Source organism: Streptomyces sp. NPDC048718 (assembly GCF_043198875.1).
In the GTDB taxonomy this organism is placed as follows: domain Bacteria; phylum Actinomycetota; class Actinomycetes; order Streptomycetales; family Streptomycetaceae; genus Streptomyces.
Genome location: NZ_JBICVG010000005.1, coordinates 71,083 through 87,545, shown reverse-complemented (window position 1 = coordinate 87,545; position 16,463 = coordinate 71,083). Strand labels below are relative to the sequence as shown.

General features: G+C 71.7%; 15 protein-coding genes and 1 tRNA gene. 6 read left to right on the top strand and 10 right to left on the bottom strand.

Going from position 1 to position 16,463, the window contains the following annotated elements:
* The first annotated feature begins 61 nt into the window (after positions 1-61).
* Positions 62-274: a hypothetical protein gene (locus tag ACGFRB_RS10945; protein ID WP_393241715.1), complete on the top strand. Its 213-nt coding sequence runs from the start codon at positions 62-64 to the stop codon at positions 272-274.
* Positions 275-447: 173 nt separating this feature from the next.
* Complete coding sequence (locus ACGFRB_RS10940; protein WP_393241712.1) at positions 448-1,869, top strand: MFS transporter; 1,422 nt, start codon at positions 448-450, stop codon at positions 1,867-1,869.
* Here the strand turns inward: ACGFRB_RS10940 and ACGFRB_RS10935 are convergent.
* The gene (locus tag ACGFRB_RS10935; RefSeq protein ID WP_393241709.1) at positions 1,802-2,605 is read right to left on the bottom strand and encodes a S16 family serine protease; all 804 of its coding nucleotides are present in this window, start codon (positions 2,603-2,605) and stop codon (positions 1,802-1,804) included. The genes ACGFRB_RS10940 and ACGFRB_RS10935 overlap by 68 nt on opposite strands.
* 759 nt (positions 2,606-3,364) lie before the next feature.
* Entirely contained in the window at positions 3,365-4,477 is a 1,113-nt protein-coding gene (locus ACGFRB_RS10930) for an acetylhydrolase (RefSeq protein WP_393241706.1), read from the bottom strand.
* A 79-nt stretch (positions 4,478-4,556) separates the two neighbouring features.
* On the opposite strand from ACGFRB_RS10930, the gene ACGFRB_RS10925 reads away from it, so the two are divergent.
* Together ACGFRB_RS10925 and ACGFRB_RS10920 are read left to right on the top strand one after the other, a co-directional pair.
* The gene (locus ACGFRB_RS10925; RefSeq protein WP_393241703.1) at positions 4,557-5,696 is read left to right on the top strand and encodes an ArsR family transcriptional regulator; all 1,140 of its coding nucleotides are present in this window, start codon (positions 4,557-4,559) and stop codon (positions 5,694-5,696) included.
* A 158-nt stretch (positions 5,697-5,854) separates the two neighbouring features.
* Positions 5,855-6,502 (top strand): DUF998 domain-containing protein, encoded by a 648-nt coding sequence (locus ACGFRB_RS10920; protein ID WP_393241700.1) that lies wholly within the window; start codon positions 5,855-5,857, stop codon positions 6,500-6,502.
* 154 nt (positions 6,503-6,656) lie between these two features.
* Here ACGFRB_RS10920 and ACGFRB_RS10915 read toward each other — a convergent pair whose 3' ends face one another.
* The 5 genes from ACGFRB_RS10915 to ACGFRB_RS10895 form a co-directional block, all read right to left on the bottom strand.
* Positions 6,657-7,298 carry a helix-turn-helix domain-containing protein gene (locus tag ACGFRB_RS10915; protein WP_361233829.1) on the bottom strand — a complete coding sequence of 214 codons (642 nt, stop codon included), beginning with the start codon at positions 7,296-7,298 and terminating at the stop codon, positions 6,657-6,659.
* Positions 7,299-7,787: 489 nt separating this feature from the next.
* Positions 7,788-9,575 carry a DEAD/DEAH box helicase gene (locus ACGFRB_RS10910; RefSeq protein ID WP_363000779.1) on the bottom strand — a complete coding sequence of 596 codons (1,788 nt, stop codon included), beginning with the start codon at positions 9,573-9,575 and terminating at the stop codon, positions 7,788-7,790.
* Positions 9,576-9,683: 108 nt separating this feature from the next.
* Positions 9,684-10,130 (bottom strand): type II toxin-antitoxin system death-on-curing family toxin, encoded by a 447-nt coding sequence (locus tag ACGFRB_RS10905; protein WP_393242506.1) that lies wholly within the window; start codon positions 10,128-10,130, stop codon positions 9,684-9,686.
* 5 nt (positions 10,131-10,135) lie between these two features.
* Complete coding sequence (locus ACGFRB_RS10900; RefSeq protein WP_393241696.1) at positions 10,136-10,345, bottom strand: hypothetical protein; 210 nt, start codon at positions 10,343-10,345, stop codon at positions 10,136-10,138.
* Positions 10,346-10,474: 129 nt separating this feature from the next.
* Positions 10,475-11,956 carry an MFS transporter gene (locus ACGFRB_RS10895; RefSeq protein WP_393241693.1) on the bottom strand — a complete coding sequence of 494 codons (1,482 nt, stop codon included), beginning with the start codon at positions 11,954-11,956 and terminating at the stop codon, positions 10,475-10,477.
* 202 nt (positions 11,957-12,158) lie between these two features.
* On the opposite strand from ACGFRB_RS10895, the gene ACGFRB_RS10890 reads away from it, so the two are divergent.
* A tRNA-Cys gene (locus ACGFRB_RS10890) sits at positions 12,159-12,233 on the top strand.
* Positions 12,234-12,343: 110 nt separating this feature from the next.
* On the top strand, positions 12,344-12,727 hold the full coding sequence (locus ACGFRB_RS10885) for a phage holin family protein (protein WP_393241690.1): 384 nt from the start codon (positions 12,344-12,346) through the stop codon (positions 12,725-12,727).
* 17 nt (positions 12,728-12,744) lie between these two features.
* On the opposite strand, the gene ACGFRB_RS10880 is transcribed toward ACGFRB_RS10885, so the two are convergent.
* From ACGFRB_RS10880 to ACGFRB_RS10870, 3 genes are read right to left on the bottom strand one after another with little or no spacing between them, the layout of a single operon-like run.
* Complete coding sequence (locus ACGFRB_RS10880) at positions 12,745-13,434, bottom strand: hypothetical protein (protein WP_393241687.1); 690 nt, start codon at positions 13,432-13,434, stop codon at positions 12,745-12,747.
* Complete coding sequence (locus ACGFRB_RS10875; RefSeq protein WP_393241684.1) at positions 13,431-15,776, bottom strand: hypothetical protein; 2,346 nt, start codon at positions 15,774-15,776, stop codon at positions 13,431-13,433. The genes ACGFRB_RS10880 and ACGFRB_RS10875 overlap by 4 nt, the downstream gene beginning before the upstream one ends.
* Positions 15,777-15,787: 11 nt before the next feature.
* Entirely contained in the window at positions 15,788-16,210 is a 423-nt protein-coding gene (locus ACGFRB_RS10870; RefSeq protein WP_393241681.1) for a hypothetical protein, read from the bottom strand.
* Between the last annotated feature and the right edge of the window lie 253 nt (positions 16,211-16,463).

Below are 16,463 nucleotides of genomic sequence, written 5' to 3'. Positions count from 1 at the left end.
CCTCGCGCGTCCGATCCACCACACCCCTGGCACCCCAGCCGACCGGAAGGGTCATTCAGCCATGCACTCCGACGTCCACCTCACCCTGCACCACCTGACCGCCGCCGAGCTCCGGCAGGCCGCCGCCGGGGCCGCCCACACCGACACCACTCCGACGACTCCCCGCACCCCGATACGCGTCCAACTGGGCTGGAAGCTCGTAGAGTTCGGCCTGAAGCTCGCCGCCCCCGGCGTGTCCCGCGCCGCTCTCGCCTGCCGCTCGGCGTCCGTCTGACATCCGTCCGGACACCCCCACCGGCACCGCCGCCTCCACCATCCGAACCGACCGCGCCACCCACACTGCCCGCACTGCCCCACCATCCGCACCGTCTCTGCCATCCACACCGCACTCTTCCGAGCCGTCCATCCGGCCGAGCCGCACATCCATCGCATCCGGGGGGAAGCACCGTGCGCACACTCACCCACGCCCGCGCGCCACTGGCCACCGTCCTGGCGGCCAACGCCGTGTCCATCAGCGGTAATTCGCTCACGCTCATCGGCGTCCCGTGGTTCGCGCTGGAGACCACCGGAAGCGCCGGGAAAGCCGGCCTGGTCGCCTTCTGCGCCGCCGCCCCGGTCGTCGTCTCCGCCATCGCCGGCGGCCCGGTCATCGACCGGATCGGCCGACGGCGGGTCTCCGTCGTCTCCGACCTGGTCTGCGCCCTCGCGCTCGCCGCGATCCCGCTGCTCAACCATGTGGGGTTGCTGCGCTTCTGGATGCTGTGCGCGCTGATGGCGGTCACCGGCCTCTTCCACGCACCCGGCGAGACCGCACGCAATGCTCTCGTCCCCGACCTCGCCGGGCGCGCCGGTACCCCGCTCAGCCGCGCCGCGAGCCTCTACGACGCCGTCTCGCGCGGCGCCCGGATGACCGGCGCGGCCGTCGGCGGACTGCTCGTGGCCCTGATAGGGGCCGACACCGTGCTGTACGTCGACGGCGCCACGTTCCTGACCTCGTCGCTGCTCGTCCTCGCGGGCCTGCGAGGCATCCCCTCGGCCGAACCCCAGCGCGACGCGCCGACGTTGAACCTCGCCACCTACCGGGCGGACCTGCGCGAGGGCTACTCCTTCCTGCTGCGCACCCGCCTTCTGCTCGCCGTCGACCTGATGGTGATGATCACCAACGGGCTCTCGATGAGCTGGAGTTCGGTACTGCTGCCGATCCACGCCCGCGAGGAGCTGGGCGGCTCGGCCGCGCAGGGGCTGCTGGTCGCCGTCTTCGGCGGCAGCGCCCTGGCGGGCGCACTGCTCTACGGCGCGATAGGCCACCGCTTCCGGCGCCGGCCGGTCTACACCGTCGGCTTCCTGATATCCACCGCGCCGATCCTCACGGCGGCCTTCACCCACACCACCCCGCCGCTCGTCGTGGCGGCGGCCTTCGGCGGGCTCGGCGCCGGGGTGCTCAACCCGATCCTCGGCACCGTCTTCTACGAGGTGGTACCCGACGAGCTGCGCACCCGCGTCGGCGGCGCCAGTACGGCGGCTGTCCTGCTCACCACCCCGCTCGGCGGTCTGGCCGCCGGCTTCCTGGTCGACAGCGCGGGCATCACGGCGGCGCTGCTCTGGGTCGGCGGGGCGTTCTTCCTGGCCACCTTGTCACCGCTGGTGTTCCCGGTCTGGCGGGAGCTGGACGACCCGCCCAGGCCCGCCGACGACGGCGACGCCGACAGCGACGGTGCCAGGGGCAGGGACAGGACCAGGGGCGGGACCGGGGACGAGAACGGGGTCGACGTGAAGTCCGGCCCGGCGGCCCGTACGGGCCCTAGCAGCTCGGGACCTTCGACTCCTGCTTCTGGTCGAGGGCGCGGAGCGACGACACCGCGTCGCTGAGCGCGGTGACGGGGACGAGCCGCAGGCCCTTCGGCAGTTCGGCCTGGGCCTGGGAGCACTCGCTCTTCGGCACCAGGAAGACAGTGGCGCCGTCGCGGGCGGCGGCCTGGGTCTTCAGAGCGACACCGCCGACGGCGCCGACCGTCCCGTCCGGGGAGATGGTGCCCGTGCCGGCGATGGTCCGGCCGCCGGTCAGATCGCCGCCGTCGCCGTTCCCGTGGATCTTGTCGACGATGCCGAGGGAGAAGAGCAGTCCGGCGCTGGGGCCGCCGACATCGGCGAGGTTCAGGTCCACCTTCACCTTGGCCGGGTCCAGCTTGAGATAGCCGAGGGCGGCGAGGGCGGCGGCGTCCTGCGACTCCTTCATCTCGCCGAGGTTGTGCTGCTGGATCTCCTGGTCGGACTCCCCGGTCGGGTAGACGGAGGACTTCGGCAGCACCGCCCGGTCGGTGCGGAACCAGGCGTCGGCCACTTCGGAGAAACCGATGGACGCGGACGGCCCGGTCGCCAGGATCGTGGTCATCCTCAGCTGTCCCTCGGTCGCGCGGACCGGGGCGCCGGAGACTGTGATCACCTCACGCCCCTGGTCCTTGCCGAGCACGTCGGCGGTCGTGCCGGGCTGCGCGATGGCGAACGGCAGCGGCGCGATTCCGGCGGCGGCGAACAGTCCGGCGACGGGCAGGGCACACAGCGCGAGGGCTCGGGTGCGCGGGAGACGGGCGAGTGGGGAGAACACGCCCCCAATCTACTGGTCGCCCGCCCATGACGGCCCGTGCACCCGCCAGGACCCGGCGGGTGCACGGGCGGGGCCCGGCAGTTCGGGGGGCGGTACCAGCTCGCGAAGCCGATCCCGGCGGGTGCACGGATGGGGGCAGGCGGGCGGGTCCCCGGCCGCCTGCCCATAGAGGGTCGGGGGCGGCCCGGTCGGCCGGGGCCGTGCGGGCGTCGGCCCCACCGCCGGGACGGCCGAGGCCGGCGGGGCGGTCGGAGGCGGTGCGGGCGTCAGCCTCACTGCCGGGGCGGCCGAGGCCGCTCGGATGGGTCGGGGCGGTGCGGGCGTCAGCCGGTGGTCCGGGGGTACGCCCCCGCGCCCTGACCGGGGGCTGGATGTGGTCCGGGGGCACCTTCGCACTCCGCCCGGTGGCCCGAGTGGTCCGAACACGCCGCAGCACCCGGCCGGTGGCAGGTGGGGCCAGGGAGGGGCCAGGTTGGCCGGAAGAAGGGGAGAGGAGGAGGTGGGGGGTGGGGGTGGGAGGGAATCCAGTGGGGCCGCACGGTCGAGAAGAGCAGGGCGGGTCGGCAAGCCGGGGCGAACGAAGCCGCCCGTAATAGCGCCGGGACGGGCGGCTGAGACCAGAGCCGAGACCTCCGCCTGGGGCAGTCAGGGAAGACAGGACATCCGAAGAGGCGGCCGGGTAGTCGGCAGCCGGAGCCCTCGGTAGCCACAACGTCTGCCGGGGCGGGCCGTCGGCAGGCCCCGCCCCGGCAGGCCCCCTCAGAGCCCGGTGCCCGACCCCGGTCCGGTGTGGTGGGCGAAGAAGGCGCGCAGGCGGTGGCGGAGCGCGGCCAGTCGTGCGGTCGGCGGGGCGGTGCCGACGAGCGCGGTGCGGGTGGTGGGGGTCACGAGTCCGGCGGCCTGGAGCGCGGGGACGAGGGAGGCGTAGTCGGTGAACGCCCAGTGGCCACTGTCGGCCAGCAGGACCCGTTCGCCGGTGAGGCCTGTCCAGGAGCGGGTCAGCCGCTCGGCGCCGGCGAAGCCGTCGGTGCGGCAGAGCAGGAGGGGCCGGCCGAAGCCGTCCAGGGGGTCGAGATCGAGGTAGCCCTCCAGGTTCGCCACCGCGCGGACCCAGGGGTCGGCGTGGGCGGTGGAGACGGCGGCGGTGCCGCCCGCCGAGTGTCCGTAGATCCCGGCCGCCGGGGCCGGGGGCAGGCCGCCGAGCCCTTCGCCGAGGGCCCGGTCGAGAACGAGCCGGAGGTCCCCGACACGTGTGTCGATCAAGGTGCGGAAGGTCGCCGGGTCGGGTTCCCCGCGCAGCGCCGTGATCCGTACCCCGCCCGGCAGTTCCACCTGACTGGCGTCGCCGGGGTGGTCGACGAGGACCACCGTCCAGCCGTGGCCGGCCAGGTCCTCGGCGAGGCTCGTGCCCAGCGTGCGGGAGTCGCCGCCGCCGGGGCTGTACAGCAGCACGGGGCGGCGGCCGGGCAGCGGCGGCGCTTCGAGGTGGCCGTGGGTGAGGACGGCTCCCCAGTCGACCGTTCCGGCTGGGGGCAGGCCGGAGTGCACCGCGGGTGCGAGTTCGGCGAACGCCCGGGCGGCGGCCGGGGTGAGCTGGGGGACGCGGGGGCGGCCCCGGACGTCGCGGGCCGGGTACAGGACGGTGAGCATCACCTCCCGTACGCCGCCCTCCCAGGGGTCGGTACGGGAGGGGTCGGTGAGGTGGACGGTGCGCAGGCCGACGGGGTGGGGTCCGGTGGGCGCGGGCAGCCGGATCGCGGTACGCCCCGGCGTGACGGCCCGCGCGGTGGCGGGCAGGGAGCCGGTGGCGGGCAGGAGTGCGGTGGCGGCGCCGAGCAGGGCGCCGCGAAGGAGAGTACGTCGTGAGGTCATACCGGCATGCTGGAAGCGGGGGCCGCCACGGCGCGAAGCTTCAGGCCTGGGCCGAAAGGCTGGCGGGAGAAGGGGAGTTGTGCGGGTGTTGTGTGTCCACTTCACGACGGAGGATCTGTCCCGGGTCCGCTTCGCGCCGCGTCCGGCGCCGCTCCAGGAGCTGCACGCGGCCCTGACGACGGCGGTCGCGCCGGGGCGGGACCCGTTGTTCGGCCGCTGGCGCGGCCGGGTCCTGCGCGCCCTGCCGGCGACCGCCGGGCCGCTCGCCGATCTGGTGCCGGCCGGTCGTCCGCCGGCGTTCCTCGACGTCCTCGCCGACACGCTCGACGAGAGCTTCGAGCTGATCCGGACGGCCTGCCCGGAGACCGTCCGCGCGGAGCTGGAGCGGGTGTACGGGGCCGGGGTGCCGCCCCGCTGGGTCCGGGGGCTGCACGCGGGCGAGGAGGCGTCCTGGCGCGTCGTGCGGCGCGCCCAGCGGGCCGCGTACGAGGCAGTGCTCGCGCCGGTCTGGCCACTGGTACGGGATCTGCACCGCGAGGAGTTCGCCCGGCACGCCCTGACGGTCGCCGAACACGGTCTGGGAGCCGCGCTGACGGCGCTCGCACCGGGCTCGGTGTTCGACGGGAGCGTCTGGCGATGGCCGGCGCCTCCGGATGCCACCACCCTTACATCTCAAGGGAGTCGGGGATCCTGGGAGCGGCCTACGGGCGGCCCAGTGGGCGGGCGCGCGGTCCGGCTCGGTGGGCGGGGCCTGGTGCTGGTGCCGACCTTCCACCACCCGGCGGGTCCCCTGCTCCAGGACCTGCCCGCCCGCCCCGTGGTGCTCACTTACCCGGCGGGCTCCGGCCACCCGCCCGCCCCGCTCGCACCCGACGGCCCGGATGGCTCGGACGGCTCGGACGGCTCGGACGGCTCGGACGGCTCGGACGACCCGCTCACTCCCGTACTGGGGCGCACCCGGGCCGAGTTGCTGCGGTTGCTCGCCGAGCCTCGCTCGACCACGGAGCTGGCCCGCGCGCTGCGGGTGAGCAGCGCGACGGCATCCGGGCACGCGACGGGGTTACGGACGGCCGGCCTGATACGTACGGTCCGCGCCGGTAGATCCGTACGCCATGAGCGGACCGCGCTCGGCGACCTGGTCGTGGGCCCGCAACCGGCCCCGCGACTCACCCCACACCCCACTCCACGCCCCACCCCGCCCCCGCGCCCGACCCCCTGACCGGCACCAGCCCGCCCCGCCCCCGAGGGGGGTGGCCCGCCCTCAGGGGCGGGTGAACTCCACTCGTCCCAGGGGGTTTACCTCAGTGCCGCGTACCGGGCCCGCGTGATCGACTGTGCGCTCGGGATACGGCCGAGGGATACGACCGAGGGGGTCGGATGAGAGTCCGGATCGGGTACGCGGCGTGGATCGTGGGCGTGGTGCAGTTCTTCGTCGTCCACGCGATCGTCGAGTCGGCGTGGGCCACGCCGTACAGCTGGGCACGGAACAACATCAGCGACCTGGGGAACGCGCTGTGCGCCGTACAGCGGCAGCCCGAGCCCCGGTACATCTGCTCGCCCGAACACGCCCTGATGAACGGGTCGTTCATCGCACTGGGTGTGCTCTTCCTGGCCGGCGGAGTCCTGATGGGCGGGGCGCCGTGGCGTCGGGGGCCGCTCGCCGCCGTGTCCCGGGTGCTGCTGGCCGCAGCGGGCGTGGGGTTCGCGCTGGCCGGACTGTTTCCCGCCGACGCCCATGAGAACCAGCACGTCCTGGGCGCCCTCTTGATCATGGTGTTGGGCAACACCGGTCTGGTGCTGGCGGGTTACGCCCTGGAGCGGAGCACTCCAGCGGCGCTGCGGTGGGGCAGCACGGCGCTGGGCGTCGTGGCGATCACAGGGTTCGGGCTGTTCCTGTCCCGCCACTACCTGGGCCTAGGCCTCGGCGGCATGGAACGGGTCGCCGCGCTGCCCCTGCTGGTCTGGACGGTGGCGATCGGCGTCCACGGCCTCACCCGCCGCGCGACGGATCCGCGCGGGCGATGACGGCGGGGCGATGACCGCCTGGGCCTGACCACCGCCCGGGCGCCGGTCTTCACCCCTCTAGAGAGACATCCGGGGCATACGCCGGGAGGCGAGGCCCGTCCCCGGAACCGTCGCCTCCCGCCAACCCGCCGCCCCGAAGCGGCCGTTCCGTCGTCTAGCGCAGGGCTTCGGCGACCTCGCGGGCGGCGTCCACGACCCGAGGGCCGACTCGTTCCGGCACCGCGTCCGTGAGCATGACGACGCCGACGCTGCCCTCGATGCCGGTCACGCCGAGCAGCGGGGCGGCGGCGCCGCTCGCGCCCGCCTCCAGTTCGCCGTGGGTGAGGGTGAAGCCGGACTCGGCGAGTTCGCCCTGCCGGGCGGAGAGGATCGCGCGGCCGGCCGCGCCCCGGTCCAGCGGGTGGCGGAAGCCCGCCCGGTAGGCCACGTGGTAGTCGGTCCACGTCGGCTCGACGACGGCGACGGCGAGCGCCTCCGCCCCGTCGACCAGGGTCAGATGGGCCGTCGCCCCGATGTCCTCGGCGAGCGAGCGCAGCGCGGGCAGCGCGGCCTCGCGCACCAGGGGGTGCACCTGGCGCCCGAGGCGCAGGACCCCCAGGCCGACCCGGGCGCGGCCGCCGAGGTCGCGGCGGACGAGGGCGTGCTGTTCGAGCGTGGCCAGCAGACGGTAGACGACGGTGCGGTTGACGCCGAGTCGGTTGGACAACTCGGTGACGGTCAGGCCGTGGTCGGTGTCGGCGAGCAGTTTGAGGACTCGAAGTCCCCGGTCGAGCGTCTGGGAGGTCTCCGCGGTCACGACGCCCTCTCCTTCGGAGTGAGTGACAGCGGGCGGCGCTCACGGGGGCGCGGCACCGGTCCCATCGGCGACGCACGTCAGCGGCCGCCGGCAGGACGGGTGTACACCGGCTGCGCTCCGTGGCGGCGTTGCCACGGGGCGGTTGCTTGAGCCGGGAGAGTAGCGATCCGCTCCGCTCAGCGGAAGACCTCGTCCAGAATCCGGGCGTGTGCGACCTGATACGCGCGGTTCGGGACCTAAGTCGCCCGAACAAGGGACTTTGGCGGACAACGGCGCCCGGTTTGACCTCGTAACGTAGGGGTTGTGCGAGGCCGACCGTGGGGGCCGTGCCTTGCCATGAGTGAGGCCCGTACGCCATCGGCGTACGGGCCTCACTCGCTGTTCGTGGAGGGGGTCGCCACGAGGTCTCCGCCCCGGGGATCACCCCACAGGCCACCCGGCGGATCACCCCGGGGCCTCCCCGCGGATCACCCCGGGATCACCCTGGGCTCACCGCATCCGGGTGGCCCACTCCTGCACCTTCTTGATCCGTTCCCGGATCTGCCCGGCGGTCGCCTCCGCGCTCGGCGGGCCGCCGCACACCCGGCGCAGCTCGGTGTGGATCACCCCGTGCGGCTTGCCGCTCTGGTGCACATACGCGCCGACCATGGTGTTGAGCTGCTTGCGCAGTTCGAGCAGCTCCTTGTGGGAGACGATGGGCCGCCGTTCCGCCGGGAGTTCGATCAGGTCGGCCTCGCTGTCCGGCTTCTTGCGGCTGTGCGCGATCTGCCGGGCCTGCCGCTTCTGGAGGAGCAGCTGCACCTGGTCGGGTTCGAGCAGCCCGGGGATACCGAGGTAGTCCTGCTCCTCCTCGCTGCCGGGGTGGGCCTGCATGCCGAACTCGGCGGCGTTGTAGAGCACCCGGTCGAAGACGGCGTCGGACTCCAGCGCCTCGAAGGGCAGCATGTCCTGCTCGCCGGTGTCCTCGTCCTGCTGCCGCTCGGCCTCGGCCATCTCCTTCTCGGACTCGGCGTACGGGTCCTCCTCGCCCTCCTTCTTCGGCCGGTCGAGGACGTGGTCGCGCTCGACCTCCATCTCGGTGGCGAAGCCGAGCAGGCTGGGGATGGTGGGCAGGAACACGGACGCGGTCTCGCCGCGCCGGCGGGAACGCACGAAGCGGCCGACGGCCTGGGCGAAGAACAGCGGGGTCGAGATCGTCGTCGCGTACACGCCGACCGCGAGCCGGGGTACGTCGACGCCTTCCGACACCATCCGGACCGCGACCATCCAGCGGTCGGTGTTCTCGCTGAACTCGTCGATGCGGTTCGAGGCGCCGGTGTCGTCGGAGAGCACGACGGTGGCCTTGGTGCCGGTGATCTCGCGGATCAGCTTGGCGTAGGCCCGCGCGGAGTCCTGGTCGGAGGCGATGACCAGGCCGCCGGCGTCCGGGATCGACTTCCTGACCTCGGTCAGCCGCTGGTCGGCGGCGCGCAGCACATTGGGCATCCAGTCGCCGCGCGGGTCCAGGGCGGTACGCCAGGCCTGCGAGACGGCGTCCTTGGTCAGCGGCTCGCCGAGGCGGGCCTCGATCTCGTCGCCGGCCTTGGTGCGCCAGCGCATGTTGCCGCTGTAGGAGAGGAAGATGACCGGCCGGACGACTCCGTCGCCCAGGGCGTTGCCGTATCCGTACGTGTAGTCCGCGGACGAACGCCGGATGCCGTCGTTGCCCTCCTCGTAGGTCACGAAGGGGATCGGGTTGGTGTCGGAGCGGAAGGGCGTGCCGGTGAGGGCGAGCCGCCGGGAGGCGGGTTCGAACGCTTCCAGGCAGGCCTCACCCCACGACTTGGAGTCGCCGGCGTGGTGGATCTCGTCGAGGATGACGAGGGTCTTGCGCTGCTCGCAGCGGTTGCGGTGGAGCATGGGGCGCACACCGACACCGGCGTAGGTGATCGCGACCCCGTCGTATTCCTTGCTGAGCGGCCCGGCGCTGTAGTCCGGGTCGAGCTTGATGCCGACGCGCGCCGCCGCGGCCGCCCACTGCTTCTTCAGATGCTCGGTGGGGGCGACGACCGTGATCTGCTGCACCACATGGTGGTGCAGCAGCCACGACGCGAGGGTCAGGGCGAAGGTGGTCTTGCCGGCGCCGGGCGTGGCGACCGCGAGGAAGTCACGGGGTTGCTCCTGGATGTACTTCTCCATCGCGCCCTGCTGCCAGGCACGCAGCTTGTTGGCGGTGCCCCAGGGGGCTCGTCCGGGGAAGGCGGGAGAGAGGTGATGGGAGGCGGTGGTAGTAGTCACGATCTCCGGTTCGACGCTCGTCCAGATATGACAACCGGGCCACCTTACCGGTGCCGCCACCCCGATCCGGAACGCGCGAGCCGGTGCCGCGGGCTCTTGAGAGAGTCCTCACATGGCCGGGCAAAGGCCTTGCAATCGCCCCGCTATGTCCTCTATATCCGCCACTTTTCCGCTCGCTACACCCACGACCAGGTCATATGCCTCATCGAGGTCCGCGTGCCGGAGATCGATCCCGTTGACGGCGAGGAAGGTGGCCGCCGCGAGCCAGGCGGCGCGCTTGTTCCCGTCGACGAAGGGGTGGTTCGAGGCGAGGGCGTGCAAGAGGACGGCGGCCTGCTCGTACGGGCCGGTGTACGCGCTCTCGCCGAACATGCGGGCTCGGGGGCGGTGCACCGCGGACTCCAGCAGCCCGGGCGCGCGCAGTTCCGGGTCGCCCTCGCCGGTGAAGGCGAGCCGGGCGATGTCCCGTACCTCGGCGACGGTGAGGAAGCGGGTCGTGTCCGGTGTCACGCTCCGGGTCGGGGTCGTGTCCGGCGTCGTGTTCCGCGTCGGCATCGTGCTCATTCCCCGAGCCTCCGCAGCAGGCTCTGGTGGCGCTGCGCGAGCCCCGTCGCCGCGACGCGCGTGCGCGTGGCCTCGTCGGCCACGTAGCGCCGCAGGGCCTCGGCGGCCAGCTCCTCGACGCCGGCACCGCGGGCGTCGGCGAGATCGGCGAGGGCGGGGGTGACGGTCAGCGTCACGGTGTCAGGGTTTATCCGGTCACGGTTCACCCGTCGATCGTAGGCGGGGGTACGGGCCGGGAGCGACGGGGTTTCCGGGCGGGGTGCGGTACCCGGCCCGGGCTTCCGCCGCAGGTCAGGGCCGGGTCGGGGCCCGTCCCTGGCCCGCTCTGGGCCCGCTCAGGCCTCCGCCGGTACGGCCCGCAGCCGGGTCGCGACCCATACACCGACCGCCGCCACGGCGGCCATGGGCAGGAAGACGGCCACGAAGGCCCCGGGGTGCGACGCGAAATCACTGGATGCGAAGTGGACGTTCCCCGCCGCTCCCCCGCCGAGCGCCACGAAGGCCGCGCCGCCCGCCACCAGAAGCAGGACGTTGGACAGACCGTCGGAGATCTGGAGGGCGGCGGAGTTCGTGCCCGCCTCCTCCGGCGGCGACAACTTCAGCAACAGCACGCTGGTGGAGGAGATCGCGATGCCCATGCCGAAGCAGCCGAAGGCCCAGGCGACCGCCACCACCCAGGCCGGCACACCGTCGATGAGCACGCTCGGCGCCGCCAGGATGCCCAGCGCGATCAGCACCATGCCGCCGACGACCATCGGCTCCCGGTACGGCTCGGTGCGCGGCCGGGACTGCACCCACGAGCCCAGCGCCCAGGTCACACCGCCGAGCGCGAGCGAGAGTCCGGCGAGCGTGGGACTGAGGCCCCGCTCGGTGACCAGCATCAGCGGGATGAAGGACTCGGCCGCGATGAACGAACCGGCGGCGATGCCGCGCAGCAGGATCACGGACGGCAGCCCGCGCGCGGCCCGGGCGGTGCCGCGCGGCAGCAGCCCTCGGATGGCGGGGACGAGCAGCGCCACACCGGCGGCGGCCGGCAGCAGCGACAGCCAGCCGAGTTCCTGCCCCGCGTACTGGAGCAGCCCCGCGCCGAGCGAGATCGCGAACGCGAGGCGGATCCGCCGCCGGTCCCAGCCGGGGACGGGGGCCGTGGGGTCGGCGGGCCCGGACGCGGTCCGGCGTATCGCGGGCAGCGCGAGGGCCAGCGGGAAGACGACGAGGGCGGGGATGCCGACGAACACCCAGCGCCAGCCGAGCTGCTCGGTGATCGTGCCGGAGGCCAGCGGGCCGACGACGGACGGCACGACCCAGCCGGCCGCGAACGCCGCGATCATCGCGGGCCGCAGATGTTCCTCGTACGCCCTGCTGATCACCACGTACAGCGCGACGATCACCAGCCCGCCGCCGAGGCCCTGCACCGCCCGTCCGAGGATGAACAGCCACATCGTCGCGGCCGTGCCGGACATCAGCAGTCCGGCCGCGAAGCAGCTCATGCCGACCGCGAGGGGGGCGAGGGGGCCGGAGCGGTCGGACCACTGGCCGGCGAGGACCATGCCGAAGAGGCTGGTCGTGAAGTACGCGGAGAAGGCGAAGGCGTAGAGGGAGACGCCGTCCAGCTCCTGGGCGGCGACGGGCATGGCGGTGCCGACGGCGGTCGCCTCGAAGGCGATCAGCAGGACGACGGACACGATGCCGATGCTGAGCGCCCGATGAGCCCGGTCCAGCACGGAGCCGCCGCCTTCCGGGAGGGGCGGCAGGGCGGCGGGGGCGGGTGCGACGTCGGCGTCCGCGCCGGCGTCGCGTGGTTCAAGGGCGCTCATACGCCAAGAGTAAGGGGCATATGACGCGATGGCCCCTGTCGGGAGTCGGATCCTCGTCCCCCCGATGGTCGTACGACCTCCGGCCCGCGCGACCTGGCCTTATGGCGGGCGCATGGCGAGCGTATGACGGCCCTGTGGCAGCCCGCCCGGATCCGTTGAACGCCCCGTGCCGGGCCCGTAGCGTCGTTCCCGTCACCACCGCGACCGTGTACCCGAGTGGTTCAGGGACTCGCCTGCAAAGCGAGCAACGTCGGTTCGAATCCGATCACGGTCTCCACGCGCCCGGACTCCTGGGCAGGCTCCCTCGAAAGCGGGGAACCCGGGAGTCCGGAACGCCCCCGTCTACGGCTCTTCCCACCCGTCCCGCCGCCGTGCCACAGTCCGGGCATGATCGATGAAGGAAGACGCAAGCTGGGCGGCGCCCTCGGCGTCGGCATCGCTGTCGGAGTCCTGCCCGGCATCAGCCTGGGAGCGGAGACCTCCGACGCGTTCCTCTCCTACGGCTACGCGGCCGTCGTCCTCGTCATCCTCACCCAGCTGATCTTCATCGGCCCCTCCCGCCGCGTCCCACCGCTCGCGCTCCTGTTCTTCGGCGCGCTCGGCTTCGTGGAGGACGCGCTGATCTGGTGGCTGCTGTCCTGGCTGGGCCCGAAGATCTCCGACCTCCACGTCGAGGGCCTCGGCACGATCCTCCTCGCGGCCCTGATCACCCGCGCGGCGACGCTGCTGGCCTCCCAGCTGACCCGGGGCGGGGAGGCCGCCGAAGGCTGAGGGCACGCGAGCAGCCGTCAGAACGCCTTCGAGGACGGAGGTTTGGGAAGCGAGAGCCTGTCGGGGATCCGAGGGGAGTCCTTGCACCCCAGGAGTTTCTGAGCATCCCGCGCCAAGGAGGCCACTACCCGGCCCGGCAGCCCCGGCTCTTCCTCGCTGGCCCTGTTGCCCACGAACTCAATCTCCAAGGGCAGGCCCGCGCGCTGACCCGGCGGGGAGCCGGCCACGCGGCAAGGGAAAATAATCGAATAGCTGTCGCGCGTGAGAGGATCCGAGTAAATACCATCCGCGATCTCGCGCATGCCGGATACCCCCTGATCCGCCATATCCATGGTGAAGTACGACCATCTCATGTGGGCCCGGATATTCAGGGCCACCTTCTCGCTCTTATACCAGGTCAACAGGCAGCGCTCATAGAGGTGAGGAAGCTTGAACTCTGTCGGCTTTGATTCCCAGCGGCGCGCATCTTCGAGCATGGCGTGACGCAAGCTGGAGGAAGGCGCCGCCGACACCCTCACATCATCCCCCAAGCCTCGCTTCAGCGCCTCTACATCTTTGGCACCGAGAGCATCTCGGCACACCTTCATCGATTTCTGCGACGCGCTCTCTCCACCTTGCTCGCCGGGCGCGCTTTCACACGCCACAGCCAGAAGGACCGCCGATATCACCGCGGTCGCCTTGACCGCCCCCGGAAGAGTCAGCCTCACCGGACCTTCCCTTCGGCGCCAGCGATGTCAGCGGCCCCGGCCTTGTAAGAGGACTCCAGGTCTCGGATGAGATCCGCCTTCTGCGGGGCGCTCAAGTCGAGCGAATCGGCGTAATTCACGAGTGGCCGGACGGCACCCTCCCGCCCTGCCGCATAGAGGCCCTCAATGCCTTTCCGAGCCTCCTCGTCATTCTCGTATTCGTTGTCCTTGAGATATTGAAGCGTGTCCGTGGCGTACGAAGTGTTGACCGCCCCACCCACGTTCTCCACGATCATCGGCACCACCGTGGCCGTGACGACTCCGGCGGCCGGACCCACCAGTGCCCCGGTACCCAAGCCGACCGCCGCACCGACCAAGCCGCCCACGGCGGCCTTTCGCCATTCGGCGGTCTTCTCCATCTCCAGGTTCTTGGCATCCTCGATGTCCGTGAACTCGACCCCGATCGCCGTCGCTCTCGACTCGTCGAGGATCCCGTGGACCTTGGCACCGTTGTTCGCGAACTCAATGGCCTTTTCGCTGTCGTCCGCCATCGCATGGATGCCGCCGGCCGTGAACAGCTGCTGGGCCATCGTCATCGTGCGGTACCCCTCACTGTCGCCCGCGACGACCCTCATGAAGTTGACACTCGCCCCCTGCCCGAAGTCGGTCCGCGCACTCCCGTCGCTGCTGTGGGGGAAGAATTCGTCCCGCCCGACGAAGTCCGCCGAGTTGCCGAAATTCATCGTGGAGTAGTTGAGGTCGTCGATGTACGCGGCGCCCATGCGGCCCAGGCTGTCGGTCAGCGCCTCGTGCCGTTTCATCAGGTCGCCGCCGGAGCCGTAGTCCTCGACCACTTCCTTCATGATCTTCGCGGTGTCGGCGTCGCGGTGCAGGCCCGCACTCGCGTCGTCCCACGCGTGCCCCGTCGTGGCCGCCTCCAGCGCGTGGCCCAGGGCGTCGGGCAGGTAGGTCGCCGAGTCGCCGCCGGGGGCCCGCCCCGGGGTGTCGGGGAAGGACTCGTAGTGGTCGTCCTGGAAGAAGTCCAGGTAGCTGGTGAAGGACTTGTCCGGGTCGTCCGGGTAGAGGTCCACCGGGGACGTGGACGGGGTGACGGCGGTGTGGTTCACCGAGCCGTCCTCGTTGTAGGCCGTCGGCGGGTCCGCCAGGAAGAACTGCTTCGCCGCCTCCGGGCTGTGGCCGAGGGCCTCCAGGACCGAGACCATCGGGTCGAAGCCGGAGCCGTTGACCCCGGACGGGTTGTACGGGTTCTTCATCCCGTCGTTCAGCGTGTTGTTGCCGAACATGTACGGGTCCTTGGCGTGCAGCTGCGTGACGTGTTCGGCGATCGGCTTGAGGAACGCGGGGCTGTACTCGCCGTTGCGCAGAATGCCGCCGAGCAGCTGGTATCCGTAGGGCGGGTGGTAGTCGTTCTTGCCGAGCGGGATGGGCTCGGTGCCGAGCTTCCGCAGATCCCTGGACCAGCGTTCGGCCCACTGGTCACCGCCCTGGGTGGCCTGGGCCAGGTTGAGGCCGAGGTTCTTCTGCAGGTCCTGCACATCGGCGACCCGCTGTTTGTCCGGCCCACCGTCGGGGCCCGTGGTGTCCACCGACAGCTGCCCGAAGAACTCCAGCGCCCGCTTCGGGCCCAGCCCGTCGTAGAACGCCCGCGCGAACACCTTGGAACCGCTGTTGTCCGCCAGCAGTTCGTTGAGGCGCTCCAGCTCCGCGTGCGAGAGACCCTTGCCCTTCTTGGCGAGAGCGAGAGCACGGTCGGCCTCTTCGGCGTCGAGGCTGGTGTACTTCGGGGCGCTGAAGTCGTGCGGGTCGGTGGTGGCGTCCGCCTTCAGCGCGTTGGAGCAGGCGACGTCGGCCTCGTCGCAGGTGTCGAGGATGGCGTCGATGCGCCGTCGTAAGGCGCCGATGGCCTGTTCCTCTTTGTGGACCAGGGCGCGGTGGTCCGGGTCGTTCCGCGCCTCCGGGCCGGCCGTCTCCGCGACCGGGTGAGCCGCTTCCACGGTTCCGTTGAAGCGCACGACCAGCCCCTGGGCCGGAGCCTCGCTGTCGGTGATCCTCTTCAGCTCGTCCTGGGCCTTCTTGAAGGCCTCGTACCCCTCGTGAAGGACCTTGTGGATGCCGTCGGCTGACTTGGCCGCGTCGCCGAACTCCTTGGCGGTCTTGTCGATGAAGGGCTTGGCGACCCCGGCATTCGTACCCTGCCAGTCCTCGTCCTTGGCCTTCGCGGCCATTGTGGTGCGCGCGTCCTCGGCGAGACGGTCCAGCCTGGACTTCATCTCCGCCCAGTCCTCGACCGCCGCCTTGAGTGTGGCGAGCGACGCCCGCATGACACTGGCGTACGTCAGCATGACCGTCCCCCCTACTTCAGGTACTCGTCGATCTTCGACCGGCTGATCGAGGTACGGATGTCCTGGTCATCCCGGGCATGCAGGGCCGCGCTGTAGTCGAGATGGTTGGAGATGTGAGCGCACGCGTCGACCAGCGTGCGCAGCTGGGAACTCCAGGTCCGCTGCACGGTGTTCATCGCGATGCCCGTGAGGAAGCCGTTGTCCGTCAGATCGCCGCCCGCCTCCTCGGTGGTGGCACTCGCGTGCTTGCCGTCCCGGGCGAGACGGCCGTGCAGTTCGTAGGCGGCGCGCCCGATGGCGCCGAGGTGGTCCTGCCGGACCTTCAGATCCGCGTCACTGGCGCCGCCTCGGGAAGGGTCCGCCTGATTCAGACGCATCGCGATGCGTTCTCGCGCCGCCTCGCGGGCGGACGCCCATTCCTCGTCGAAAGACATGCTGCTACTCCCCCGTCCGGCGAACCGTCGCCGTCCGCCGGCGCCCTTCCCCCGGGCGACCGCGCGCGCCACCCACGCTAATGCAAAGAAATGGAGCGCCAGTTGCCGTCGGAGCGGCGCAGGGAAGGTCTGGCTGAATCCATGAGTCTCGCGAACGCCTCGGACCCTGATTTCGCACGGTCGTTCCCCACTGTGAGCAGGGCACCAGGCCGACCAACCGTCGTATGCGAAACGTCAACTTTCATAAAAGTCT

What these genes read in the sequence shown, in the direction of transcription:
- ACGFRB_RS10870 (WP_393241681.1), bottom strand. Translation starts at nt 16,210, where the DNA reads ATGTCTTTCGACGAGGAATGGGCGTCCGCCCGCGAGGCGGCGCGAGAA.
- ACGFRB_RS10895 (WP_393241693.1), bottom strand. Translation starts at nt 11,956, where the DNA reads ATGAGCGCCCTTGAACCACGCGACGCCGGCGCGGACGCCGACGTCGCA.
- ACGFRB_RS10905 (WP_393242506.1), bottom strand. Translation starts at nt 10,130, where the DNA reads ATGCCGACGCGGAACACGACGCCGGACACGACCCCGACCCGGAGCGTG.
- ACGFRB_RS10875 (WP_393241684.1), bottom strand. Translation starts at nt 15,776, where the DNA reads ATGCTGACGTACGCCAGTGTCATGCGGGCGTCGCTCGCCACACTCAAG.
- ACGFRB_RS10920 (WP_393241700.1), top strand. Translation starts at nt 5,855, where the DNA reads ATGAGAGTCCGGATCGGGTACGCGGCGTGGATCGTGGGCGTGGTGCAG.
- ACGFRB_RS10885 (WP_393241690.1), top strand. Translation starts at nt 12,344, where the DNA reads ATGATCGATGAAGGAAGACGCAAGCTGGGCGGCGCCCTCGGCGTCGGC.
- ACGFRB_RS10945 (WP_393241715.1), top strand. Translation starts at nt 62, where the DNA reads ATGCACTCCGACGTCCACCTCACCCTGCACCACCTGACCGCCGCCGAG.
- ACGFRB_RS10930 (WP_393241706.1), bottom strand. Translation starts at nt 4,477, where the DNA reads ATGACCTCACGACGTACTCTCCTTCGCGGCGCCCTGCTCGGCGCCGCC.